Here is a 23521-nt window from a genome sequence, read left to right as displayed (position 1 = left end):
ATTTAATAAAACCTCAACCACTTTGGATTATTCGATGGGCTCATTTGCGATCATCTCTGTCGTAACAGAATCCACTCTTTTTTGTTGTACTCTGTCTTTTATAGATCTTTGGTTCATTGGTATATTGATATTGGGTTCCTTTCCAACGATTCCTTCTTGAAGTTCTGTCTGATCTTCTTTTCGATGATTCTCTGAATCACGCTTTTTCCTTCTGCGTTTTCTTCGCTTTTTATCTTCAGAAAATTCTTCCTTATGTATTCCTTCATCACTCTCAATCACTATATTAGACCGGATTGTATCCGGTTGAACTACTATTTCGATGTCTTCTTCACGCCGATGAGATGTTACACCTCGTTCAATCTGACAATCTAAGGCACCTAATGTTGCATCGGTTTCAATACTAATTCTAACTCCGAAACGGGTTTCTAGATCACCGAGTGATTCACGTTTGTTATTCAAGATATATAGTGCTGTTTCTGGCATGATTCGTACAATGAGTTCACTACGTGTGCCCTTGTTAAGCTGCTCTTCAATACTTCTAAGAACCTGGAGAACAACGGAACTGACAGCTTTAATATGGCCAATACCATCACAGGTCGGGCAAGGTTGAGTCGTCGATTCCAAAACGCTAGCACGCATCCGTTGGCGAGACATTTCGAGTAAACCAAAATGAGAAATCCGTCCGACCTGAATTCGTGCTCGATCTCGTTTTAAGGCGTCTTTAAGTCGTTTTTCAACTGAGCGGTTATTACGTTTCTCCTCCATATCGATAAAATCGATCACGATCAGTCCAGAAAGATCACGTAATCGTAATTGTCTGGCAACTTCATCCGCAGCCTCTAAATTCGTCTGATAGGCTGTTTCATCGACAGAGTTTTTCTGAGTAGAACGGCCAGAATTAACATCAATCGCCACTAGTGCTTCAGTCTGATTAATGACCAAATAACCTCCAGATTTTAAGTTAACCTGAGGTTGCATCATGGAATCGAGTTGTCCTTCAACTCCGAGTTTGGTAAACATAGGAGCAGACTCGTGATATAATTTGACCCGATTCGTATTGTCAGGCATCACCATCGCCATGAAATTTTTCGCTTCTCTAAATCCTAAATCGCCAGATACTAGAATTTCACTGGTATCTTTGTCATAGAGATCTCGGATTGACCGTTTAATCAGGCTACCCTCTTCGTAAATAAGACAGGGAGCTGTAGATGATAATGTTAGAGTACGAACGTTTTCCCAAATCCGTATTAAATACTGAAAATCGCGTTCAATCTCTTGTTGAGTTCTAGAAGCACCAGCTGTTCGTAAGATCAGACCCATACCTTGCGGAACATCAAAAGAATCCGCCATCGATTTCAGTCGATTACGATCATATACATCAGTGATTTTTCTTGAAATACCAACACCACGTGCTGTGTTTGGCATCAAAACGGAATATCGACCTGCCAAAGATAAATAAGTTGTCAAAGCTGCTCCCTTGTTGCCGCGTTCTTCTTTAACAACTTGTACGAGTAAAATCTGCCGACGCTTGATGACTTCCTGAATTTTATAATGGCGTCTTGGGGAAGAGGAAAAGGGGGTTTTTTCGACGATGTCTTCAGGTTCGAGCTCCTCTATGTTATCTTCTAAGTCTTCTTCTTTATGAGAAGACTTCTCTGAAATAGACCAGGGATTCGTTTTTATGTCTCTTATAGTGATCTGATTTCTAGCTTCTATTTCTGGTGAGGATATTTCTTTTTCTTCGGACTGATTTTTAGCACCGTTATTTGAACTCAAAGTGTTATTTTTGTATTTTGATATGACATCAGTAGAATGACGGCTTTCCGCTATTGTTCTTAAATCATCAGATTCATCTTTTTCTAATACAGGAGGCTTATCAGAACAAATTTCTATAGTTAAATCTGTACGTTCTTCAGTCAGTATAGCCTGACGATCCGCTATAGGAATTTGGTAATAATCAGGATGAATTTCGCTAAATGCCAGAAACCCATGCCGATTTCCTCCATAATCAACAAAAGCTGCCTGAAGGGAAGGCTCTACACGTGTTACTTTTGCAAGGTAGATATTACCCCGAAGTTGAGTTTTATGCTCTGATTCAAAATCAAATTCATCGACACGATTTCCGCGAACCATCACAACTCTAGTTTGTTCTGGATGAGAGGCGTCGATTATCATCTTGTTTGATGCCATAATATGTTCTTTCCACAGTCCGCACAGTCCGCATCCACTGATTCCGACGTAGCATTATATGCGTTTGTCGTATCTGTTTTCTAGTTTGTTTGGAATTGTCATTTGAATGTATCGACACTGATCGTAAATGAGACCGTAAGAAATGACAGAATTCCAGACGGCTCAATTCGAATTTATGATTAGCCCTCTTTGAGTAAGATAAGAGTGTTTTGATGATCATTGTAAAATCGATAACTATCAATAATTAATTCTTGGTTTTGAGGAGACTACCTTATGGAAACAACAGGGTTTGAACCATGTCAAACAAGCCGTTTAGGTCCCTTATAACTGTTATAAAACTCGAAATCTCTTCATCTATTATCAAGATTGACTACCCAACACATTGAAAATAAGATTCGTCCTGTGAGGATAGACATCCTCAAAAACAAGATATTGGATAATTATAACGCAAAATAATTAAAAAAACTCTAGTATCATATAAATAATTTAAATTTTAATGTATCATACCTCCTCAAGACAAGTCACAAAATAAAATCTTAAAATGATTGAAGAAATAAACGGCTTCCTTAGTTAAGCTGCAAGAAGATGAAGAAGGCAGGAAAAAGGGGAGAAAAAGTTTCAAATGACTAATGATCATAATAAAGTATTAAGTATAAAAAGACATTTCTGTAATATCTAAGTGGTTAAAATAATTGATGAACATTACTGATAATCGCATATCTAACCTTGAGAGCGAATGGGAGATTGTCATTGGATTAGAAGTGCACGCTCAAGTAAAATCGGAATCCAAACTCTTTTCTGGTTCCTCCACTCAATTTGGAAATGAACCAAACACCAATGTTTCATTGATTGATGCTGCAATGCCAGGAATGTTACCTGTAATCAATGCTGAATGTGTACGTCAAGCAGTACGAACAGGACTCGCTTTTAAGGCACGTATCAATAATCGATCCGTCTTTGAACGAAAGAACTATTTTTATCCAGACTTACCTCAAGGGTACCAGATTACGCAGTTCAACAATCCCATTGTCGGCGAGGGAATCATTCCAATTCAGGTTGGACCGAATCGTCAAGGTAAGTTTAAAACAGTTAATATTGGTCTAAAACAGATTCACCTGGAACAGGATGCAGGAAAACTCATTCATGATTATCAAGCAAAGATGAGTTTAGTTGATCTCAATCGTTCTGGTATTGCCCTGATGGAGATAGTATCCAACCCAGATATTCGCTCCATTGATGAAGCCAAATCTTACGTGCTTAAACTCCGATCGATCTTAAGATATCTAGGAGCTTGCGATGGCAACATGGAACAGGGATCAATGCGCACTGATGCCAACATCTCTGTGCGTAAACCTGGTAGAAAATTCGGTACAAAATGCGAAATAAAAAATCTTAACTCCATTCGTTTTATGAGTCAAGCAATTGAATATGAAGCTAGGCGCCAAATTTCAATTTTAGAAGATGGAGGGACAGTACATCAGGAAACTCGTCTATTTGATCCTGCAAGAAGCGAAACGCGTTCCATGCGTTCAAAAGAAGAAGCGCATGATTATCGTTATTTCCCTGAACCGGACCTTTTACCCTTAAAATTGGATGATAGTTTTGTTGAGATTTTACGCTCCACCCTACCAGAACTTCCTGATGAAAAATGGAAACGGTTTGTGTCTCAAGGCGTATCAGAATATGATGCGTCTATTTTGGTATCGGAGAAGGCCATTGCTGATTTTTACGAATCACTATCATACAACCGCAATGTTAAGATTTGTGCTAATTGGGTGATTAATGATCTTATTGGGGCTCTCAACAAAGCTGGACTTTATATTGATAATAGCCCTATCTCAGAGAATCAGCTTGGTTCTATTATAGATCTAATAGAAAATGGAATCATTTCTAGGAAAATTGGCAAAGATTTATTTGAAATAATATGGAACGAAGGTGGAGATCCGAAAACCATCGTAGAGTCACGTAGCTTAGCTCAGGTCACAGATGTTAAAATAATTGAGTCCATCATCGACGATATTATGGTTATCAATCCTGATAAAATCGAGGAGGTCCGTAAAAAGCCTAACCTGATTGCCTGGTTTGTTGGGCAAGTGATGAAAAGAACGAGAGGAAAGGCCAATCCGAAGATGGTTAACGAACTCTTGCGTAAAAAACTTCTTTGACTTCTTCACATTTCTCAGAATAAAGTCTCCTAAATTTTGCAGCCTTGGCATGAGATTTCCAAAATTGAGGCAGAATGGAATAGCCTCTGATTTTATTCAGGGCGAATCAGAAGATGTTTTTTTTTACCAAATGAGATTTTGACAGAACCGTTTTTATCAAGAAAAGAAGTATTGATAGATTCTCGTTCATCTAAAATCCCTATATCGTTTACCTTAATGGCACCGCTTTTAATCTGTCGACGGGCTTCACCATTTGACCTTGCTAATCCCGAATTAACAAGCAAGTTTAATAAGCCAATACCCTTATTGAATTCTTCATAGTCAATCACAATCGAGGGGAGATCAGAAGAAGCTAAAGATAGAGCTCTTTTTTCAAAAATATCACAAGCTGTTTTTTCTGCTTTTTGGGCGGCTTCGTCTCCGTGAACGAGTCGTGTTGCTTCAGTTGCTAACTTTTTTTTTGCTTCGTTGAGTTCGATACCTTTCAATCGTTCCATCTTACAGATTTCATGAATTGGTAATGTAGTGAAAAGGCGTAAGAATCTACCGACGTCCTTATCTTCTATATTCCGCCAATACTGCCAAAAATCAAATACAGACAATTTTTCAGAGTTGAGCCAAATTGCTCCGCTCGCTGTTTTCCCCATCTTCGCACCAGAATTCCTTGTCAGAAGGGGGGTTGTTAGTCCGTAGAGCTGTTCAGTACCTATTCGGCGCCCTAAATCAATACCAGAGACAATATTGCCCCATTGATCAGAGCCCCCCATTTGTAACCGGCATTCATAGCGACGACTCAATTCTACAAAGTCATAAGCTTGTAGACACATATAGTTAAATTCAAGAAAGGAGAGATGTTGCTCGCGGTTGAGTCTTATTTTCACTGATTCACGTGCAAGCATAGCATTTACAGAGAAGTGAATGCCAACATCACGAAGAAAATTAACATAATTGAGCTTCAGAAGCCATTCAGCATTGTCTACGATAAGGGGTGATCCTTTCTGTTCATAAAAAAATGAAGAGAAGGCATTTTTAAGACTAATCTTATTGTCTTCAATAGTTTTTCTTCTTGCTATCTGTCTAGATTCATCACGACCGGACGGGTCTCCGACCATCGATGTGCCTCCACCAATTAAGACAATTGGTTTATGACCTGTCTTTCCTAACCAATAAAGTAACATAATCTGTGTCATGCTTCCTGCATGCAAGCTGCTTGCAGTTGCATCAAATCCAATATAAGCTGTAACTGTCTCTTTAGATAACAGTGAATCCAAACCTAATTGATCAGAAAACTGATGGATAAAACCTCGTTCAGAAAGTATTCTGAGGTAGTCAGACTTAAAAGACATGATATTAGAAAAATGTGTAAGAGTGAATCTTCATATCTGCCATTTTTATGATATTATCAACAGGGTCTCTTCATACTTATTTTTTACGAAAGGCATCAAGAAAAACGATATTTTCTGATTCATCAATGATCTTTATTTTTTTTCTCTTGACTCCTTCATTAATTGAATCTTTTTTTTCTTTCTCTGAACTCACAGTCAGGGGCTGAATTGTTTCTTGGTTTTCTATCCTACCATCGAATTGGAGAGAAAAAGGGATGGAGGGATCGAAAAAACTAACAATGGACTCGAAAGGTACTAACAGATTCTCTGGTATATTGTTAAATGAAAGGCCAATAGAAAAGCTGTTTTCTGTTACCTTAAAGTCCCAGAATTGATGTTGAATAACAATGGTCATTTCTTGTGGGTATTTTTCTAACATACGTTTGGAAAGATGAACTCCGGCATAACAGGTATTGAATGTAATATAAAAATGATGATTACCAGGAAGACCCGATTGAGCTGTTTTTTGAATCACATTTTTTACAACTCTACGCAAAGCTCTCTGCACTAGAATATCGTAGCGAATTAAATCTTCTTTTTGATTTGTACCAGTTATCTCTGCCATTATATCGCACATTTAACTTTTAACTTTGTACTTCAGTATATTACTAACAATTTTCAGGAAAAAGTTCCAGGAATTACTATATTGGATATTGGACAACCAATAAAAATCCCTGAGGGCTTCTGTTGCCAGGTGCCCTCTAACCCCGCCTAAAGATATGAAGCTTTAGGAGTTCAAGTTGAAGCGCTAGTCAAAACCACTTAAGCGGCCACACGTGCTTCTACATAGTTGTTATCATTTGCAACTACTGATATTAGTCCGATAACGGTGGTTACAATGCCGAGCGAAAACTCAATCTTTACACTCTCGTCGATCCTATTTCACCCCCACCAAATGTCTTCTTCAAGAAACTTGGTGGAGGCGCCGGGCACTGCCCCCGGGTCCGAACAGCTTATTACAAAGGCAATTTATCGCCATAGTTATTTTTATAACTCTTTTAATATAGCTATTGTAGATAGGGATTGAAAGACTTAGTAAAGAATTTTACAAACTTTTTATATTTGATCAGAGACTTAGAGTGCTTCTGATTATTTGTTATCGATATTTCGTTAACGCTGAAGATATATTAAGATTTGATCCTAGACAATCGAGTTAATTGAGCTTAGCGGTATGTGATGAAAATGAATACCTTACCTTCTCCCCGATATTTTGATCGTTTAACACCGCCACATGTCACAACACTGATCTTGATCACAGCTGCCAGTGCGATTCCGATGAACATTTTTTTAGCATCTCTGCCGGAGATGGCACTATATTATCAACAACCTTACTCCATGATGCAGTTGACTCTCACTGGATACATGGCTTTGATGGGCCTATTACAACTGATCATCGGACCTCTATCGGACAGAATTGGTCGTCGACCTGTGCTTTTATGGGCATTAGTTTTATTCGTTATTGCTTCTGTCGGTGTATCCCTTGCTACAAACTTCAAATTATTTATGGTATTTAGATGTCTACAAGCTTTTATCGTTTCAGGTTTCGTTATCTCAAGGGCTGCTATCAGGGACATCGTTTCTCGAGAAAAAGCAACTAGCATGTTAGGTTATGTCGCCATGGGTATGGCAATGGCACCAATGATTGCACCTGTTCTAGGAGGAATTTTAACAGATGCATTTGGTTGGCAATCAAACTTTCAGACTTTGGCAATAGTTGGTTTTTTTACTTTAGTAATTGTCTATTTCGATCAGGGAGAAACGAATATTCGACGATCAAAGAGCTTTACTGATCAATTCCAAGCCTATCCTGAATTGATGAAATCAAGTAGATTCTGGGGTTATTGCTTCACATTAGTATTTGCCGTTGGGACATTTTTTACTTACTTGGGAGGAGCCCCATATGTAGGAGACCAATTTTTTAGTCTTTCTGCATCTCAGATGGGTATTTATTTATCTATTACGCCTCTAGGCTACATGATTGGGAGCGGTATTTCTGGCTGTTTTGCTAGCCATATCAGCCTATATAAAATGATCATTACGGGTTGTTTGATTAGTTTGATTGGTATGTCTGTAACCCTTTTTATTCCTTGGATCGGTATCACACACCCCATTGGATTTTATGGATTTACCTTCTCTATTGGTATAGGTAATGGTCTAATAATCCCATCTGCAACGACAGGTTTGTTAGATGTAAAACCGGAGCTTTCTGGTTCTGCTTCAGGTTTAGGAGGCTCTTTTATGACTCTAGGCGGGGCCTTACTTTCAACGTTATCTGGTTTCCTCTTAACTAAAAGTTCAGGTATCTATCCGTTGATTTATTGTATCGTTAGTGTCTCTTTCATGAGTTTCGTAGCGGCCCTTTGCACAGTTCGGATTGAAAGAAAAATGAGGTCTCAAGCATAAATCTGAAAAACATGGTTTTAATTTAAGAGTTTCAAATCCAGATAAAAAAGAGATTAGAGCCTTATAAATAAAAAAATCCTCATGTTAGAGATTATGGCAGTCCCTAGGGGAATTGAACCCCTCTTTTCAGGTTGAAAACCTGATGTCCTAACCGATAGACGAAGGGACCTTAGAATAAGAGTAATGATATATAGGAGTTTTGAGTCTGCAAGGACTAATTAAAAAAAATCGCATTTTAAAAACTTTTAAACTCTCTCCAAATATATAATATCTAAATGGTACGGATGGAGGGACTCGAACCCACAAGCCAAAGGGCGCTGGCACCTAAAGCCAGTGCGTCTACCAATTTCGCCACATCCGCACACGATTTTAAATAACATTAAATCAGAAAAGCTTCAAGATTAAGCATCTCATTTAGATCTTTTCTAGAAATTCAGATTTTGGATTTTAGGTGCAGAGTCTAGTTAGAGTCTACTTCATGTATTAGAAAACGGCTGATTCAATGAGTTGAATCAGATCCTTTAATCATGCTAAAAGATAAAGGAGAATATGCTAATAAAATTGTATTGATGAACGACTCTCCGAGATCAACCTTTTGCGTCATTATTGTTGCTGCTGGTCGTGGACGGCGTGCTGGCTTGAATAAAATACCAAAGCAATATAGGAAAATTGGAGATTTATCTGTTCTCCAAAGAACGATTCAAGTATTTTCTTCACATGCTGCAATCAAGCACATTATGGTTGTGACTCACTCTAATGATGATGATTTCTTCGATCATTCTATAAGACCTCATCCTAAACTACTATCTCCGGTGAACGGAGGGACAACACGTCGTGCATCGGTACTGAAGGGGCTAGACGCTCTTGAGTTTATAGATCCTGATTACGTCCTTATTCATGATGCTGCTCGTCCTTTTATAACTGCAAAATTAATCGATCGGATTGTCACTACATTAACGCCTGATATCGGTGTCGTACCAGCAATAGCGGTTAGCGATACCATAAAAAAAGTAGATAATTCGGGCTTAATTAACAGTAGTCTTTCTCATAAAGGATTGTTTTTTGCGCAAACACCTCAAGCCTTTCCTTACAGAATTATCAAGAAAGCACACTACAATACCCCTTTAGATGCATCTTTTACAGACGATTCGGCGATTGCAGAAAATTTTGGTTTACACATAAAGATAATTGAGGGAGAACGTACAAATACTAAGATCACTACAAGGTTTGATATAGATGAAGCCCAGAAAAGGGTTGCTAACATGATTCCAGATATTCGAACCGGACATGGATATGATGTTCATACGTTAGTTCAGGGAAATTCAATAACTCTATGTGGAATCAAGATAAAACATCATAGAAGTTTAAGTGGACATTCTGATTCTGATGTCGCTCTTCATGCCTTGACTGATGCGTTGCTAGCAACGATTAGTAGTGGTGATATAGGAAAGCATTTTCCACCTAGTGATCAAAAGTGGAAAGGAGCAGAATCCAGTCAATTTCTTCTCTATTCCGTTAATAGAGTGATCGATTCAGGTGGGACTATAACCCACTTAGATATCACTTTGATTTGTGAATCACCGACAATAGAAACTTACAGAGATGCGATGCGTTATTCAGTATCAACGATAACAGGCGTTAGTATTGACCGGATATCTGTTAAAGGTACAACCAATGAGAGGATTGGTTTTATTGGTCGTGAAGAGGGTATTGCTGCATTAGCAACTGCAAGTGTTGTGATGGTCAATTCATGATGACGGATCATAGTCTAGAGAGCAGAGTCTCAACACTAGCAGAAAATGTAATTGTGAAATCTAGACGTGAAGGCTTGAAGGTAACAACAGCTGAATCTTGTACCGGTGGTATGATATCCGCAGGATTGACTAGTATTGTTGGTTCATCTTATGTATTAGATCGAGGCTTTGTGACTTACTCAGACATATCAAAATTTGAAATGCTCGGTGTTTCCATGAAATACATCCATGATCAAGGGCCTGTTTCTGCAATAGTGGCTTGTGAAATGGTGAAAGGAGCCTTAAAAAATTCTAGGGGAGACATCGCTGTAGCCGTTACAGGAATCGCTGGTCCGGGCGGAGAAGAGAATGATCAATCTATGGGACTGGTTTTTATTTCCTCTGCCAGACGTGAAGAAACCCCGACTGTTCAAGAATACCACTTTGCAGAAAAAGTCAAAGAAGCGACACGTGCCGATATTCGTTATTTGACAACAATTAAAGCGCTCAATCATCTTTTAGCAAGAATAAACTTGTTTCAAGGAACTGTTCCATAGATTTGAGTCGCCCGTTCTTCAAAGGCCTTTATAAATCTAGAAAATGCTTGATCAAACATCGATTTCATTAACATTGATAAAGTTTGGCTCTTAAATTCGTAATCCAAAAAAAAATAGACATCACATTCTGCGGTTGTTTTTTCTAAGAATCGCCATTCACTTTTTAGATATTTGAATGGCCCATCGATGTAATTCACATTAATCAGGGCTTCTTGAGGATTGAGAACAACCTGGCATAAAATTTTCTCATAAATAGATTTATAACCGACAGTCATATCTGCAATTAAAATACTACAACTCGCTTTTTTCTGTTCGGAGTGAATTGAAAGAGCCTGACAGAGAGGTACAAATTGTGGATACTTCTGAACATCTGCTACCAACGAAAACATATCACTTGCTGAATACTGAATGAGTTGGCTTGTTATAAAACTTGGCAAAAGTAGGACTCTAATCAGCAGATCATTTGCGACCACGAGCGAGACAAAGACTCTTAAAATCTTCATCCGCATGATAGGATGAACGAGTCAAAGGACTGCTCGAAACCATAAAAAAACCCTTAGTCTGAGCTGCAATCTTATATGAATCAAACTCATCTGGCGTCACAAACCGTTCAATTCGATGATGTTTAGGAGTGGGCTGAAGGTATTGACCAATAGTTAGAAAATCTACATTCGCTGATCGTAGATCATCCATAAGCTGTAACACTTCGTTTCTTTTCTCACCTAATCCAACCATAATACCAGACTTAGTAAAAATCATAGGATTCAGTTGCTTGACACGATCCAAAAGACGAATTGAGTGGTAGTATCTTGCACCAGGACGAACACTCAGATAAAGACCAGGAACCGTTTCTATATTATGATTAAAAACATGAGGATAGGCCTCAACAACCGTTTCAAGGGCCCCTTCTTTTCGCAGGAAATCAGGTGTCAATACTTCAATAGTAGTAGTAGGTGAATCGGCTCGTATTGCATATATGGTATCAGCAAAATGACCTGCACCACCATCTTCAAGATCATCACGGTCTACTGAAGTAATAACTACATGATGTAAGTCCAATTGCCTAACGGCTCTAGCAATGTTTTTCGGCTCATTGCTATCAAGTAGCCTCGGTTTACCAGTACGTACATTGCAGAAAGCACAAGCACGAGTACATATATCACCCATAATCATCATGGCAGCATGTTTTTTAGACCAACACTCACCTATATTCGGGCAAGCGGCCTCCTCGCATACGGTAAAAAGCCTATTTTTACGGATAATATTCTGAGTCTCTCTAAAAACAGGCGATGAAGATGGTTTCACTCGTATCCAGTCTGGTTTCTTTAACGGCGACTGATCGATATGATGTTGTTTTTCAGGATGACGTGGAGGGGTGGTAACTGTGTCCATAAGTGTATTCTCCTGATTCGAAAGATGAAATAAGATTAAAACAAACTCGCAAACAGGCGGATATATACTGAAAAATTATAATCATAAATTATATGTCTTCACACGCTTACAAATTTGTCTATATGAACTTAAAGTTCTTGAATTTGGGGAATCTATAATTATCTTTTCTCTATAAGAGCATGAATCAATGTAACACTTTCACCACAACCACAAATCGATGTTTGGTTGGGATTATTAAAAACAAAAGAAGACCTAAATCTTGTTATCTGATAGTCTATTTCAGATCCTAACAAAAATAAAAAAGCTTCTGGTGCAATAAAGACTGTTATTCCCCTTTTCTCAACACGTTCATCTTTCGGATTGATATGAGTTACTAAGTCAACAGTATACTCCATACCTGCGCAACCACCGTTTTTTATGCCAACACGAATACCACAAGCTTCTTTAGAGCAAGAAACAATTTCAGAGATTCGTGTTACAGCCGAATCAGTAAGGGTGATAACATCAGATGCCATACTACTATTCCTAACACTCTAATAGGTAATTTTATGGGAACGTTGTTGCAAAGTTGCTCAAGATCATTCTTCTTCTTAAAAGATCTCATAAAATTAATTCTCATACCAACCAAGAGCAATTTGTGCTTCTTCCGATAGTCTTTCAGGAGTCCAAGGGGGATCAAAAACCATTTCAACAGAAACACCACACACGCCCTCAACAGCACCAACGGCATTTTCCACCCAGCTTGGCATTTCGCTCGCAACAGGACAACCAGGAGCAGTGACTGTCATAATGATATTAACCATACGATTGTCATCAATATCAATACGATAAATCAGTCCAATTTCATAAATATCACTCGGAATTTCCGGATCATAAACTGTTTTAAGAGCTGCTATGATATCTTGTGTTAATCTCTCAAGCTCCTCAGTACTCATTTTATGATCTTGAATAGCTTGCATATAGGAGTCTTCATTGGCACAAGACGTTTTCAAGGGATCAAAAAGGTTAATCATATAAAAAATGCCCTCGCCTTTTCTAGAGCCTTAACCAAAATATCAACTTCATAATGGGTATTATATAATCCAAAACTGACACGGCAAGTCGAAGTTGTTTTAAAAGAATTTAAGAGGGGTTGTGCACAGTGTGTTCCTGTCCGTACAGCCACGCCTTCACGATCAATTAATGTCGATACATCATGAGCATGAATACCTTCAAGCTCAAACGAGAAAATCGCGCCCTTTTCAGATGCATCACCTATCATGCGCAATGTACTAATTTCACGTAATCTCTGACGTGCATAATCCCGTAAATCGGCTTCGTGGACAGTAATACTTTTCCATCCTAAACTGTCTATATAATCGACTGCAACACCTAGTCCTATAGCTTGTACAATAGGGGGGGTTCCTGCCTCAAAGCGGTGAGGTAATTCATTATAGTCTACATGATCTACTGTTACATCATGAATCATTTCTCCACCACCTTGATACGGACGCATCATATCAAGAACTTCTTTTTTTCCATACAGGACACCAACACCAGACGGTCCATATAATTTATGTCCAGTAAAACTATAAAAGTCACAGTCAATATCCTGAACATCTACGGGCATGTGAACGGCGCCCTGTGCACCATCAATTAACACTTTGATACCGCGCTCATGAGCGATACGACAAATATTTTTAATGGGAAGAACTGTTCCTAGAACATTTGACATATGGGTAATAGCAACTAATTTTGTACGATTGCTAAGGCTTGCCTCAAAATCATCCAGAGAAAATTCCCCTTTATCATCAACATCAACCCAAATTAATCTCGCTCCTTGACGTTCTCGTAAAAAATGCCAAGGGACTATATTTGAATGATGCTCCATAATAGTAAGAACGATTTCGTCACCAACATCAACCCTTGGCATGGCATAACTATAAGCAACAAGATTGATGGCTTCCGTTGTTCCTTTAGTAAAAATAATCTGATCGGCGCTGGGAGCATTAATAAATTTTCTGATCTTTTGACGCGCTAATTCATAGGAATGAGTTACACCATTCGATAGAAAATGTAATCCACGATGAACGTTGGCATATTCATTTTCATAAACGTTATTAACTGCATTAATAACAGAACGTGGTTTTTGTGCTGAAGCGCTATTATCAAGGTATACCAAAGGCTTACCATATACCTTTCGATGAAGAATAGGAAAGTCTGAACGAACTTTTTGTACATTATAATCATCCATACTAGACATAACGTTCTATCCAGTCATCAATACGATATCTCAGACCTTCGCGGAGACATTCACTTTCAATTTCATCAATGATTCTGTCGACAAAAGCCCTTATTAACATACATCGAGAGATTGTCTCCGGAATGCCACGCGCCATAAGATAAAATATATGGCTATTTTCTATATCCGTTACTGTTGCCCCATGAGAACATTGCACATTATCAGCAAAGATCTTTAATTCAGGTTTAGCTGAAAAATCACAATTATTTGATAAAAGAAGTGTGTTGCATTTCATCCGCGCATCAGTCATTTGAGCTATTTTTTCAACGTTGATTTGTCCTTGAAAGACTCCTTCACCCTGATCTGTGACTATATTGTGGAATATTTCAGATGCCCGAGTACAGGGGACATGATGGTTAATCCGCGAGGTGACATCGCAATGAGAATTACCACCAACAAGATTAACGCCGCGAATCTTCAAGGCTGCACCTTCTTGACGAAGATCTAAATTCAATTCTTGCCGACTCATAGCAGAACTCACGTTCAGTATAAACAAATTCAATGTTGTATTTTTTCCTAATGTGACATTTAACTGTGCCAAACGACGTGCATGGTCACCATCTTCATTTAAAATTGTGTAATTTACTATCGCGTTATCACCGATCGTGAGATCGGTCACATGAGATGAGAAATAGGAAATATCATCATAACCAAAAGATCTTTCTAAGAAATGACAGCTTGCTTGAGCCCCTACATTTATAGATACGCGATTTGCACTAAGTGTATTCTTCTGTCCACTATGGATATAGCTTAAGTCGATGGGGTTATCGATGGAGATACAATCAGAAATTCTGATCAAGAGACCGTCATCCGCTAACATAGTGTTGATGATTGCTAACGTGTCGTCTTTATTTTCAACCTGCTTTAAGATAGGTATCATCGGTATAACAGCTACACCTTTAGGAAAGACTTGATCTCTATCAAAATAATGAGCGTCATAGAATGTTAATAGGGTAGAATCATTTATTAGTTTCCGATTCAGAAATTCATGAACGAGGTCCCGAGGATCTTCTTCTAGATATTTAGCAGCACTAAATCGATCCTTAAGAAGTGACCGTAGATCAGTATAGTGAAAGGCCTCAACCCGACGTGTAGGGAATCCATTCTTCTGAAAAGCGAGCATTGCAGAGGCACGCGCTTCTGATTGCGGCAGGGCAGCTGCAATTTCGATCAGAGATTCTTCTGTTTTAGTCAGAATCTTTTGATGATTTATATGGGAGTTCATGGGCTCAACTCCTATCAATCTGCTGCGATAATGTCAGCATAGCCTTTTTTTTCTAGTTCTAATGCCAAAGATTTATCACCGGATCTCACGATTTTCCCTTTGGAGAGAACATGAACGACATCTGGTACAATGTGATCTAGCAACCGCTGATAGTGAGTAATAACGATCACAGCTCGATTAGGATCACGTAAATAGTTCACACCATCAGAGACAATTTTCAGGGCATCAATATCGAGACCGGAATCAGTTTCATCGAGTACACAGAGTTTAGGTTTCAGCAAAGACATTTGCAGAATTTCTGCACGCTTCTTCTCACCACCTGAAAAGCCGACATTGAGAGATCTCTTCAGCATATTGAAATCAATTTTTAAATTGGCAGAAGCAACACGCACACGCCTGATGAATTCAGGAGTAGTTAAAATTTCCTGACCATTATAAATGCGCTGGGCATTCATAGCTTCTTTCAAAAAAGTCATTGTTGGAACACCAGGAATTTCTACAGGATACTGAAAAGCAAGAAAAAGGCCGGCTGCAGCTCTTTGAGAAACATCCATATCCAACAGATTAGCACCATTATAAAGGATCGAACCTCCTGTGATTTGGTAATTTTCTTTACCAGCTAGCACATAGGATAAAGTTGATTTTCCAGATCCATTAGGGCCCATAATGGCAACAACCTGCCCAGCTTTCACTGAAAGATTCAACCCATTAATGATTTCTGTACCGTCCTCTTCAATCCGAACATGAAGATTTTCAATTTCTAACATTTTATGTCACTGAGTCCGTCATTTTTTATTTATTTGATTTGATATTTCATAACAATCTAACAGGTTACGAATCTACTAACCTACACTCCCTTCAAGGGAAATCTCGATCAGTTTCTGAGCCTCTACAGCAAATTCCATTGGTAACTTTTGAATAACTTCTTTTACAAATCCATTGATAATAAGCGCAATGGCCTCTTCTTCGGGAAGACCTCGTTGTAGGCAGTAAAAAAGCTGCTCATCAGAAATTTTTGAAGTTGTAGCTTCATGCTCCAACTGAGTATGGGGGGTTTTCGCTTCTATATAAGGTATAGTTTGTGCACTACAGAGATTCCCGATAAGTAGGCTGTCACATTGGGTAAAATTCCGAGCAAGAGAGGCATTGCGCCCCACTCTAACCTGACCACGATATGTATTTTGTGAATACCCTGCAGAAATTCCCTTGGAGATAATACGGCTTGTTGTATTCTTCCCGATATGTAGCATTTTCGTGCCGCTATCTACTTGTTGTCTCCCATTGGAGACTGCAATCGAATAAAACTCACCACGGGAACCATCACCGCGCAAAATACAACTTGGATATTTCCAAGTTATAGCAGAGCCGGTTTCAACCTGCGTCCAAGATATTTTTGAATTTCTTCCTCGGCAATCACCACGTTTAGTCACAAAATTATAGATACCGCCCTTACCACTTTCATCGCCTGGGTACCAATTCTGGACTGTAGAATATTTGATTTCGGCATGATCCATTGCAACTAATTCAACGACAGCTGCATGAAGTTGATTCTCACTGCGCTGAGGGGCTGTGCACCCTTCTAGATAAGAAACATAAGAACCTTCTTCAGCAATGATCAGTGTACGCTCAAACTGTCCGGTATTCATCTCATTGATGCGAAAATAAGTCGACAATTCCATGGGGCAATGCACCCCTTCAGGAAGGTAAACGAAGGATCCGTCAGAAAAAACAGAGCAATTTAGTGTTGCAAAATAATTATCAGTCATAGGCACAACAGATGCCATATATTTTTGAACGAGTTCTGGATACTTTCTGATGGCCTCTGAAATAGAGCAAAAGATAACACCAACCTTAGCTAGTGTTTCCTTAAACGTTGTGACAACAGAAACGGAGTCAAAGACTGCATCAACTGCAACATGACCAGACTGATCAATCCTATCTTCAGGAGATTCTTGATTGTTTTTTTTCACTACACCAGCCAGAATCTCTTGTTCTTTTAGAGGAATACCGAGCCGTTCATACATATTCAGCAATCGAGGATCAACTTCATTGAGGGATTTAGGGCCATCCTGGAAATTCTTCGGTTCAGAATAATAGTAAAGATCCTGATAATTTATTTTTTTATAGGTCACTTGCGCCCATTCTGGCTCTTCCATTGTCTTCCAGCGCTCGAAAGCCCGTAGGCGCCATTGCAACATCCACTCTGGTTCATCCTTTTTATTAGAAATAAAACGAATCGTGTTTTCATTCAGGCCTTTAGGCGCCTTCTCTGATTCAATTTCAGTTGAAAATCCATATTTATACTGGTCAGTATCCAGCGTCCTAACAGTATTTATGGTTTCTTGAATAGCAACCATATTGTCCTCCTAATAATCTCCAGATCTTTTTCTTAAGCGCTTTGTGATGCGTTTAAAAGAGTTCAAAAACTTTTCTGCATCTGATTGAGTTGAATTCCATCCTAAACTGACCCTCATCGCTCCTTTGGAAGACTCTTCATCAATGCCCATTGCAGCCAAAACATGACTACGACCGACTTTACCAGAAGAACAAGCAGAGCCAGATGAAATCGATACACCATCTAGATCAAAGGCAATAACAGAGGTCTCTGCATTCAGCCCCCGCACCGAAAAGGCAAGTGTGTTACCAACACGACTCACTTCTTGACCAAAGAAAACAAGACGATCGATCAAACCATTTGATTGACATATGGAGGTCAAGTGGTTTTCAATGGAGTCTCTTAACGTTGAAAGTTTCACAAAATTATTAAGCTGTTCAGATGCTTCCTGGGCTGCATTCCCAAAGCCAACGATAGCAACAACATTCTCTGTCCCAGCTCGACGGGTTCTCTCCTGTCCTCCACCTTTTATAGCAGATGGTAAATGAAGCATTGCATTCGCAGAAACCAAAGCACCAACACCATGAGGCCCCCCGATTTTATGACCAGAAAGAAGTAAAAAGTCAACACCTAACTCTTGTATACAGACAGGCATTTTTCCAGCCGCTTGAACCGCATCGCACAAGACATAGCCACCATGCAATCGTACGCTTCGAACAATCTTGGACACGGGCTGAATCACGCCGGTCTCGCTATTAACTAATTGAACGGCTACATAAGCCAGTCCTCGATTATGATCATGACATTTCAATAAGGTTTCAAGGGCTTCATGATCAATAATGCCATTTTCATTGACTGGTATGGTACTAATATTCTGTGGTAGAAAACGGCCGCCGGCTAATACGCACGGATGCTCGCTTTCTAAAACATAAAGATGTCCTGCAGGACATGGATCGCCATCCTTATAAACATCAGGAGTTAATGCAAGATTCGCCGCTTCCGTAGCGCTAGATGTGAAAATGACATTATCCGCATCAACACCAACAAAAGCACCGATCTGTGCTCGTGCCTTCTCAAGAAGAAAACGTAAAAAACGCCCATCTTTGTGAACGGAGGAAGGATTTCCACACAAAGAAAGTGTTTCTATCATGGCCTGACGGGCTCCTTCTCTTAAAGAAGAGCTCGCATTATGATCAAGATAGACACGTGAATTAGCCATAGAAAAATGGTCTTCAGATCCCTCTAAAAATTCCCTCAATAAAAACAATAAATAAAAACGATGATTATCTAATTGAGCTCATAGTCTTGATTTTTTTATGAATCTCCTAGATGAACAAGAATGTCTCTATCTTTGCAAGACAGGTTAGAATTTACTCATCTATCCGTCAAGGTGTATAGTGTCAGGAAATTTTACCTCCTCAATTATTTTTCTTGATTGCTTGATCCTAAAACCTAAGGTAGCTGCCTTTATCGTTAATGTTCAGGAGTAAATGGTCTATGCCCGAGGTTATATTTAACGGCCCCGTAGGCCGTCTTGAAGGTCGTTACCAGCCATCAGAAAATAAAAATTCACCAATTGCGATTATCTTGCATCCACATCCAAAATTTGGTGGGACAATGAATCATCCGATCATTTATCGACTATTTTATCTGTTTCAAGAACGTAATTTTACCGCGCTTCGTTTCAATTTTCGTGGAGTTGGCCGTAGTCAAGGAAAGTTTGATTATGGTGCAGGTGAATTGTCTGATGCAGCTGCTGCACTCGATTGGATTCAGAGCATGCATCCTGATGCCATGGGTTGCTGGGTTGCTGGCTTTTCATTTGGCTCATGGATTGGTATGCAACTTCTAATGCGTCGACCTGAAATTGAAGGTTATATTTCTATTGCTCCACAGCCCAACATTTATGATTTTTCTTTTCTGGCACCCTGCCCTGCTTCTGGGTTAATTATCCATGGTGAAGAGGATAGGGTCTCGCAACCTAAAGATGTTCAATTTCTTATTGATAAACTACGCAGCCAAAGGGGCATTACCACCACACAGATCAACATTCCTAATGCGAACCATTTCTTCAGTGATCATAAAGATGAATTGTTGTCCGAATGCCAAATCTATCTCGACAAGCGATTAGGCCTGATAGAAGGGGGGATAGGGGAAACAATGTTGGAGCGATAAGTTTTTAGAGAAGGTTAATTAACTCAGTAATCTTATTCAGTAAGATTGGAGTTACTTTTTGCATCTTCTGAAGAATTCAAAACCAATATTTACACTCTAATTTTTAAGAAAGTGTTCTCTTTGCAAAAGATAAAAGCCACTAGCAATTATTATAGAAGCTCCCAAAACTGTCCAAGAATCAGGTAATTGATTAAAAATAAGATAACCGAGAAGTATCATCCAAATAATTGATGTGAAAACAGCAGGAGCAATTAACGGTGCTGGTGCCAACCGATGAGCTTTGACTAACATAAGGTGGCCAACTGAACCAAAAACGCCCATAATACAAAATGCAAATAGTTCATTGATTGTAACAGTTCTAAACTGTTGGAAAAATAAAATAGGGAATAAGACACACGTTGGAATTAAGCCTGAATAAAATATCATGCTTTCATCCGTTTCTGTCTCAGTCATTTTTCGTGTCATGATAGCATATAACGAATAAGTGACGACCGAAAAGATTGAAAACAAGACAGGCCATTGAAACATAGTTGTTCCTGGCCTTACGACTATGATGACTCCAAAAAATCCAATTATGACAGCTATCCAATGTCTCCATCCTGCCCATTCACCCAACATGGGACCAGAAAGAGCGGTAATTATCATCGGAGAAGCAAGAAAGATAGCAACGGTTTCAGAAAGTTGAAGATAACGAAGCGCTATAAAATTTGATAATGCTGTAAAGGTCAACATCGCTCCGCGAATAAACTGTTTCAAAGGTTTACGAGTATGGTAAAGACCTGGATTGTTCCAGAATTTAAGCATAAACATGATGAATATCGTATGCCCCGCAAATCGAGACCAAACAACAAAGAGAGGCATAAAACCTGCTAGAACTAGATATTTTCCGGCAACATCAAGAAGGGAAAACATCAGGTAAGCAAGAACAAGAAGCCTCCAAACTCCGAGTGGAGTCGTCGTATGATCGAGATTCATTGGTTCATAAATCCAGCGTTTAAGTCTCTTAACTTCATAACTATTCATCCACTCATCCAGGGATTATTCTGGCGTTTCAATCGGTCAATCTTTTTGATTGAAGTCCATCATGAAGATCGAATCTCCTCCTTATGAAGGAGGCCTCATCTGGGGTCAAGATGAAGATGAATTGATGATTCTAAGACCATTTAGTTCAAAAGATAACATACCTCATGGTTCAGACTTTAACATATCAGTTAATTATGAATTCTGTTAATTATGTTGACCTCAAGAATTCAGTTTAGTCGCGATTTTTAAAGGCATGTTCTGACAAGCGTTCAGTTTCTATGTTAATTGCTAATCTCTTGGTAAGATGATTGAAGTTAGAAGGGGTAACGTATAAGTTAGGTTGATCAGTAACCTATTCTAATAGGTGATTCAGCAACTAACTAGATTTTAAAGGCTAAAAGGCTAGCGGTTGTGGAAGTATGTGAACTTCAAAACATTCTCAACGCGATTGAAGAGCCTGTTGTTCTTATCAGCGACGAGCGTTATATTACTCAGCTCAATCGATCAGCAGAGGAAATTTTAGGGGTTGGTCTTCAAGGTCAGCCTTTTGTTAGAGCGCTTCGACATCCCGACGCTATCCGATGCTTAAATATAGTATTCGAGAATACAGGTAAAAGCAGAGCTAATATTCAATTATCAACACCAACCCCTACGACATATCAGTTCACGGCTATATATTTAGATAATGTAGATCATGCAACAAAAGGTCAGCCTGTTGTTGTTGTAACCTTAAGGGATGTATCACCATTATTGGAAGCGGCACAGATGCGTAGTGACTTTGTAGCGAATGTTAGCCATGAGTTACGCTCACCACTCACCACTTTATCAGGGATGATAGAGACACTGCAGAGTTCTGCCAAAAAAGATCCTAAAATAGTAAGGCGGTTTCTTAGGATCATGCAGATCGAGGCTGAAAGAATGGACCGCTTGATTGACGATCTCCTATCACTATCGCGTGTCGAGGCCGAAGAAAAAATTCGACCAACAGAACGGGTTGAGTTGATTAGAATCATCAAACGCGTCTGTACTACAGTATCTGAACGGAACAAAATGTTAGAAAGAAAAATACTATTTCAGCCAGAATGTGAGGAATGTATGATCATGGGGAATTCTGATCAACTGCTACAAGTATTCCTGAATCTGATTGAAAATGCAATCAAATATTCAAAACCAGGAGGTGACATAACGATCTCTCTTCATCGTCATTCCTCAGCGCCACAGTTTCTTCATCCTGTTTGGTTGATCTCTGTAGAAGACCAGGGCGAAGGAATAGAAGCAGAGCATATTCCGAGGTTATCTGAACGATTTTACAGGATTGACAATGGTCGCTCAAGGAAAATGGGGGGAACAGGGTTGGGGTTGGCTATTGTCAAACATATTCTTAGCCGTCACAGGGGACGGATGACAATTCAAAGTATACCTGGATCCGGTACGAAAGTAACCGTCTTCTTACCTGCGTAAGGAATTTGTTTCATAAGCAGAATCATTTTGTCATATAAATGTCATACAATTGTCATAGAGCTTCGATGAGAAATCTTATTGAAGGAGAGTTCATACCATTGATATTTCTGTCAATCGATATAGGAAGGTTTCTTCATGGCTATTATGCTTAAAAATAAACATGTGTTCACGCTTCTGGTTCTGGTGATTTTGATAGTTTCGAAATCAGCATCTGCTCGCGATCAGATTCAGATTGTTGGTTCATCAACAGTTTTTCCGTTTTCAACCGCTGTTGCAGAACAATTTGGTCAAAAGACCTCTTTCAAAACGCCAGTTGTCGAATCCACAGGCTCAGGGGGTGGTCTGAAGCTATTTTGTTCTGGAATTGGAGAAGAAACACCTGATATTACGAATGCTTCGCGCCGTATCAAGGAAAGGGAATTCAACAAATGCATTCAAAATGGTGCAACCCCTGTTGAAATTAAGGTTGGATTTGACGGTATTGTAATGAGCTCGGCTAAAGAAGGTATTGTGTTAAATCTGACCCATCTCCAAATTTTTAACGCCTTAGCAAAGAAGGTTGTTGTTGACGGTGAGCTTAAAGATAATCCTCATAGGCTCTGGTCTGATGTTGATTCTTCACTTCCATCTGTTAGGATTGAAGTTCTTGGTCCACCTCCAACATCAGGGACTCGTGATGCTTTTGTCGAGTTGGTTTTCGAAAATGGAGCAAAAAACGTAGAAATGCTTTCTGCTATCCGAAAGCGGGATAAAAAGGCTTTTGAAAAAATAGCTCACGCTATTCGTGAAGATGGCGCCTATGTAGAAACGGGTGAGAATGATAATCTAATTATTCAGAAGATCAAAGCGAATCCGAGTGCAGTTGGTATTCTTGGTTTTTCTTTCTTCGATCAGAATTCAGACAAAATCAAAGGTGCGTCGATTGCTGGCATACAACCGACATTCGATAATATTGCATCAGGAGATTATCCAATCTCAAGATCACTATATTTTTATGTTAAAAAAGAACATGTTGGTATTGTTCCTGGTATTGAAGAGTATATTTCTGAATTTACTAATGAAGAAACTTGGGGTGATGAAGGTTATTTAGCTGAAAAGGGCTTAATACCGCTCCCCAAAGCAGATCGTGAAATAATTGCAAAAAAGGCGCTCTCTTTTGAACCACTGATTATGTAATCAGAAATTTTATAGTTTGA

The 23521-nt window shown here is 39.1% G+C and carries 20 protein-coding genes, 2 tRNA genes and 1 other RNA gene; 7 read left to right on the top strand and 16 right to left on the bottom strand.

The genetic code is table 11. The features are described from left to right. Positions 1–27: 27 nt before the first annotated feature. Complete coding sequence (locus AAGD37_RS01525; RefSeq protein WP_424945452.1) at positions 28–2190, bottom strand: Rne/Rng family ribonuclease; 2163 nt, start codon at positions 2188–2190, stop codon at positions 28–30. Between the two features lie 695 nt (positions 2191–2885). Between AAGD37_RS01525 and gatB the strand changes: the two genes are divergently transcribed. Further along, on the top strand, positions 2886–4355 hold the full coding sequence (gene gatB / locus AAGD37_RS01520; protein WP_341760516.1) for an Asp-tRNA(Asn)/Glu-tRNA(Gln) amidotransferase subunit GatB: 1470 nt from the start codon (positions 2886–2888) through the stop codon (positions 4353–4355). 92 nt (positions 4356–4447) lie between these two features. On the opposite strand, the gene tyrS is transcribed toward gatB, so the two are convergent. From tyrS to ssrA, 3 genes are all read right to left on the bottom strand, one after another. Continuing rightward, positions 4448–5704 (bottom strand): tyrosine--tRNA ligase, encoded by a 1257-nt coding sequence (gene tyrS, locus AAGD37_RS01515; RefSeq protein ID WP_341760641.1) that lies wholly within the window; start codon positions 5702–5704, stop codon positions 4448–4450. 73 nt (positions 5705–5777) lie between these two features. After that, positions 5778–6305, bottom strand: coding sequence for an SspB family protein (locus AAGD37_RS01510; protein ID WP_341760515.1), 528 nt, complete (start codon positions 6303–6305; stop codon positions 5778–5780). A gap of 108 nt (positions 6306–6413) precedes the next feature. Continuing rightward, positions 6414–6773, bottom strand: a transfer-messenger RNA (tmRNA) gene (gene ssrA, locus AAGD37_RS01505). A gap of 143 nt (positions 6774–6916) precedes the next feature. Here ssrA and AAGD37_RS01500 point away from each other — a divergent pair. Beyond that, entirely contained in the window at positions 6917–8143 is a 1227-nt protein-coding gene (locus AAGD37_RS01500) for a multidrug effflux MFS transporter (protein WP_341760640.1), read from the top strand. A 94-nt stretch (positions 8144–8237) separates the two neighbouring features. Here AAGD37_RS01500 and AAGD37_RS01495 read toward each other — a convergent pair. Together AAGD37_RS01495 and AAGD37_RS01490 are read right to left on the bottom strand one after the other, a co-directional pair. Further along, positions 8238–8312 (bottom strand) — tRNA-Glu (locus AAGD37_RS01495). A 107-nt stretch (positions 8313–8419) separates the two neighbouring features. Then, positions 8420–8504: transfer RNA gene (locus AAGD37_RS01490), tRNA-Leu, on the bottom strand. 166 nt (positions 8505–8670) lie between these two features. Here AAGD37_RS01490 and AAGD37_RS01485 point away from each other — a divergent pair. Both AAGD37_RS01485 and AAGD37_RS01480 read left to right on the top strand, forming a co-directional pair. Continuing rightward, the gene (locus AAGD37_RS01485; RefSeq protein ID WP_424945451.1) at positions 8671–9897 is read left to right on the top strand and encodes a bifunctional 2-C-methyl-D-erythritol 4-phosphate cytidylyltransferase/2-C-methyl-D-erythritol 2,4-cyclodiphosphate synthase; all 1227 of its coding nucleotides are present in this window, start codon (positions 8671–8673) and stop codon (positions 9895–9897) included. Beyond that, positions 9894–10433, top strand: coding sequence for a CinA family protein (locus AAGD37_RS01480; protein WP_341760514.1), 540 nt, complete (start codon positions 9894–9896; stop codon positions 10431–10433). Before AAGD37_RS01485 ends, AAGD37_RS01480 begins: the two co-directional genes overlap by 4 nt. On the opposite strand, the gene AAGD37_RS01475 is transcribed toward AAGD37_RS01480, so the two are convergent. The 9 genes from AAGD37_RS01475 to AAGD37_RS01435 all read right to left on the bottom strand — a co-directional run bounded on the left by AAGD37_RS01475 (position 10415) and on the right by AAGD37_RS01435 (position 18885). Next, positions 10415–10870 (bottom strand): type II toxin-antitoxin system RatA family toxin, encoded by a 456-nt coding sequence (locus AAGD37_RS01475; RefSeq protein WP_341760513.1) that lies wholly within the window; start codon positions 10868–10870, stop codon positions 10415–10417. The genes AAGD37_RS01480 and AAGD37_RS01475 overlap by 19 nt on opposite strands. A 22-nt stretch (positions 10871–10892) precedes the next feature. Next, positions 10893–11825 carry a lipoyl synthase gene (gene lipA, locus AAGD37_RS01470; RefSeq protein ID WP_341760512.1) on the bottom strand — a complete coding sequence of 311 codons (933 nt, stop codon included), beginning with the start codon at positions 11823–11825 and terminating at the stop codon, positions 10893–10895. Positions 11826–11983: 158 nt separating this feature from the next. Beyond that, a complete protein-coding gene (locus AAGD37_RS01465; RefSeq protein ID WP_341760511.1) occupies positions 11984–12340 on the bottom strand; it encodes an iron-sulfur cluster assembly accessory protein in 357 nt (118 codons plus the stop codon). Between the two features lie 93 nt (positions 12341–12433). After that, entirely contained in the window at positions 12434–12784 is a 351-nt protein-coding gene (locus tag AAGD37_RS01460) for an SUF system Fe-S cluster assembly protein (protein ID WP_341760638.1), read from the bottom strand. A gap of 50 nt (positions 12785–12834) precedes the next feature. Beyond that, positions 12835–14067 carry a cysteine desulfurase gene (locus AAGD37_RS01455; RefSeq protein WP_341760510.1) on the bottom strand — a complete coding sequence of 411 codons (1233 nt, stop codon included), beginning with the start codon at positions 14065–14067 and terminating at the stop codon, positions 12835–12837. Further along, positions 14060–15331 (bottom strand): Fe-S cluster assembly protein SufD, encoded by a 1272-nt coding sequence (gene sufD / locus AAGD37_RS01450; RefSeq protein WP_341760509.1) that lies wholly within the window; start codon positions 15329–15331, stop codon positions 14060–14062. Before sufD ends, AAGD37_RS01455 begins: the two co-directional genes overlap by 8 nt. Before the next feature lie 14 nt (positions 15332–15345). Beyond that, complete coding sequence (sufC, locus tag AAGD37_RS01445; RefSeq protein ID WP_341760508.1) at positions 15346–16098, bottom strand: Fe-S cluster assembly ATPase SufC; 753 nt, start codon at positions 16096–16098, stop codon at positions 15346–15348. Positions 16099–16173: 75 nt separating this feature from the next. Further along, a complete protein-coding gene (gene sufB / locus AAGD37_RS01440) occupies positions 16174–17688 on the bottom strand; it encodes a Fe-S cluster assembly protein SufB (RefSeq protein WP_341760507.1) in 1515 nt (504 codons plus the stop codon). 9 nt (positions 17689–17697) lie between these two features. Continuing rightward, positions 17698–18885, bottom strand: coding sequence for a cysteine desulfurase family protein (locus tag AAGD37_RS01435; protein WP_341760506.1), 1188 nt, complete (start codon positions 18883–18885; stop codon positions 17698–17700). Positions 18886–19163: 278 nt separating this feature from the next. Between AAGD37_RS01435 and AAGD37_RS01430 the strand changes: the two genes are divergently transcribed. Further along, complete coding sequence (locus tag AAGD37_RS01430) at positions 19164–19841, top strand: alpha/beta hydrolase (RefSeq protein ID WP_341760505.1); 678 nt, start codon at positions 19164–19166, stop codon at positions 19839–19841. 96 nt (positions 19842–19937) lie between these two features. Here the strand turns inward: AAGD37_RS01430 and AAGD37_RS01425 are convergent, their stop codons facing one another. Further along, positions 19938–20864 (bottom strand): DMT family transporter, encoded by a 927-nt coding sequence (locus AAGD37_RS01425; protein ID WP_341760504.1) that lies wholly within the window; start codon positions 20862–20864, stop codon positions 19938–19940. A gap of 411 nt (positions 20865–21275) precedes the next feature. Here AAGD37_RS01425 and AAGD37_RS01420 point away from each other — a divergent pair, with 411 nt between their 5' ends. Further along, on the top strand, positions 21276–22325 hold the full coding sequence (locus AAGD37_RS01420) for an ATP-binding protein (RefSeq protein ID WP_341760503.1): 1050 nt from the start codon (positions 21276–21278) through the stop codon (positions 22323–22325). A gap of 135 nt (positions 22326–22460) precedes the next feature. Next, positions 22461–23501 (top strand): substrate-binding domain-containing protein, encoded by a 1041-nt coding sequence (locus AAGD37_RS01415; RefSeq protein WP_341760502.1) that lies wholly within the window; start codon positions 22461–22463, stop codon positions 23499–23501. Positions 23502–23521: the final 20 nt, after the last annotated feature.

The organism is Candidatus Endowatersipora endosymbiont of Watersipora subatra (assembly GCF_964026585.1).
In the GTDB taxonomy this organism is placed as follows: domain Bacteria; phylum Pseudomonadota; class Alphaproteobacteria; order Rhizobiales; family Rhizobiaceae; genus Pseudahrensia.
The sequence above is the reverse complement of the archived record's forward strand: the minus strand, read 5'-3'. Positions and strand labels throughout refer to the sequence as shown.

Excerpts from the sequence above, each read along its gene's own strand:
- AAGD37_RS01525 (WP_424945452.1), bottom strand. The coding sequence starts at position 2,190 with ATGGCATCAAACAAGATGATAATCGACGCCTCTCATCCAGAACAAACT.
- gatB (WP_341760516.1), top strand. The coding sequence starts at position 2,886 with ATGAACATTACTGATAATCGCATATCTAACCTTGAGAGCGAATGGGAG.
- AAGD37_RS01510 (WP_341760515.1), bottom strand. The coding sequence starts at position 6,305 with ATGGCAGAGATAACTGGTACAAATCAAAAAGAAGATTTAATTCGCTAC.
- AAGD37_RS01500 (WP_341760640.1), top strand. The coding sequence starts at position 6,917 with ATGAAAATGAATACCTTACCTTCTCCCCGATATTTTGATCGTTTAACA.
- AAGD37_RS01485 (WP_424945451.1), top strand. The coding sequence starts at position 8,671 with ATGCTAAAAGATAAAGGAGAATATGCTAATAAAATTGTATTGATGAAC.
- AAGD37_RS01480 (WP_341760514.1), top strand. The coding sequence starts at position 9,894 with ATGATGACGGATCATAGTCTAGAGAGCAGAGTCTCAACACTAGCAGAA.
- lipA (WP_341760512.1), bottom strand. The coding sequence starts at position 11,825 with ATGGACACAGTTACCACCCCTCCACGTCATCCTGAAAAACAACATCAT.
- AAGD37_RS01465 (WP_341760511.1), bottom strand. The coding sequence starts at position 12,340 with ATGGCATCTGATGTTATCACCCTTACTGATTCGGCTGTAACACGAATC.
- AAGD37_RS01460 (WP_341760638.1), bottom strand. The coding sequence starts at position 12,784 with ATGCAAGCTATTCAAGATCATAAAATGAGTACTGAGGAGCTTGAGAGA.
- AAGD37_RS01455 (WP_341760510.1), bottom strand. The coding sequence starts at position 14,067 with ATGTCTAGTATGGATGATTATAATGTACAAAAAGTTCGTTCAGACTTT.
- sufD (WP_341760509.1), bottom strand. The coding sequence starts at position 15,331 with ATGAACTCCCATATAAATCATCAAAAGATTCTGACTAAAACAGAAGAA.
- sufC (WP_341760508.1), bottom strand. The coding sequence starts at position 16,098 with ATGTTAGAAATTGAAAATCTTCATGTTCGGATTGAAGAGGACGGTACA.
- sufB (WP_341760507.1), bottom strand. The coding sequence starts at position 17,688 with ATGGTTGCTATTCAAGAAACCATAAATACTGTTAGGACGCTGGATACT.
- AAGD37_RS01435 (WP_341760506.1), bottom strand. The coding sequence starts at position 18,885 with ATGGCTAATTCACGTGTCTATCTTGATCATAATGCGAGCTCTTCTTTA.
- AAGD37_RS01430 (WP_341760505.1), top strand. The coding sequence starts at position 19,164 with ATGCCCGAGGTTATATTTAACGGCCCCGTAGGCCGTCTTGAAGGTCGT.
- AAGD37_RS01425 (WP_341760504.1), bottom strand. The coding sequence starts at position 20,864 with ATGAATAGTTATGAAGTTAAGAGACTTAAACGCTGGATTTATGAACCA.
- AAGD37_RS01415 (WP_341760502.1), top strand. The coding sequence starts at position 22,461 with ATGGCTATTATGCTTAAAAATAAACATGTGTTCACGCTTCTGGTTCTG.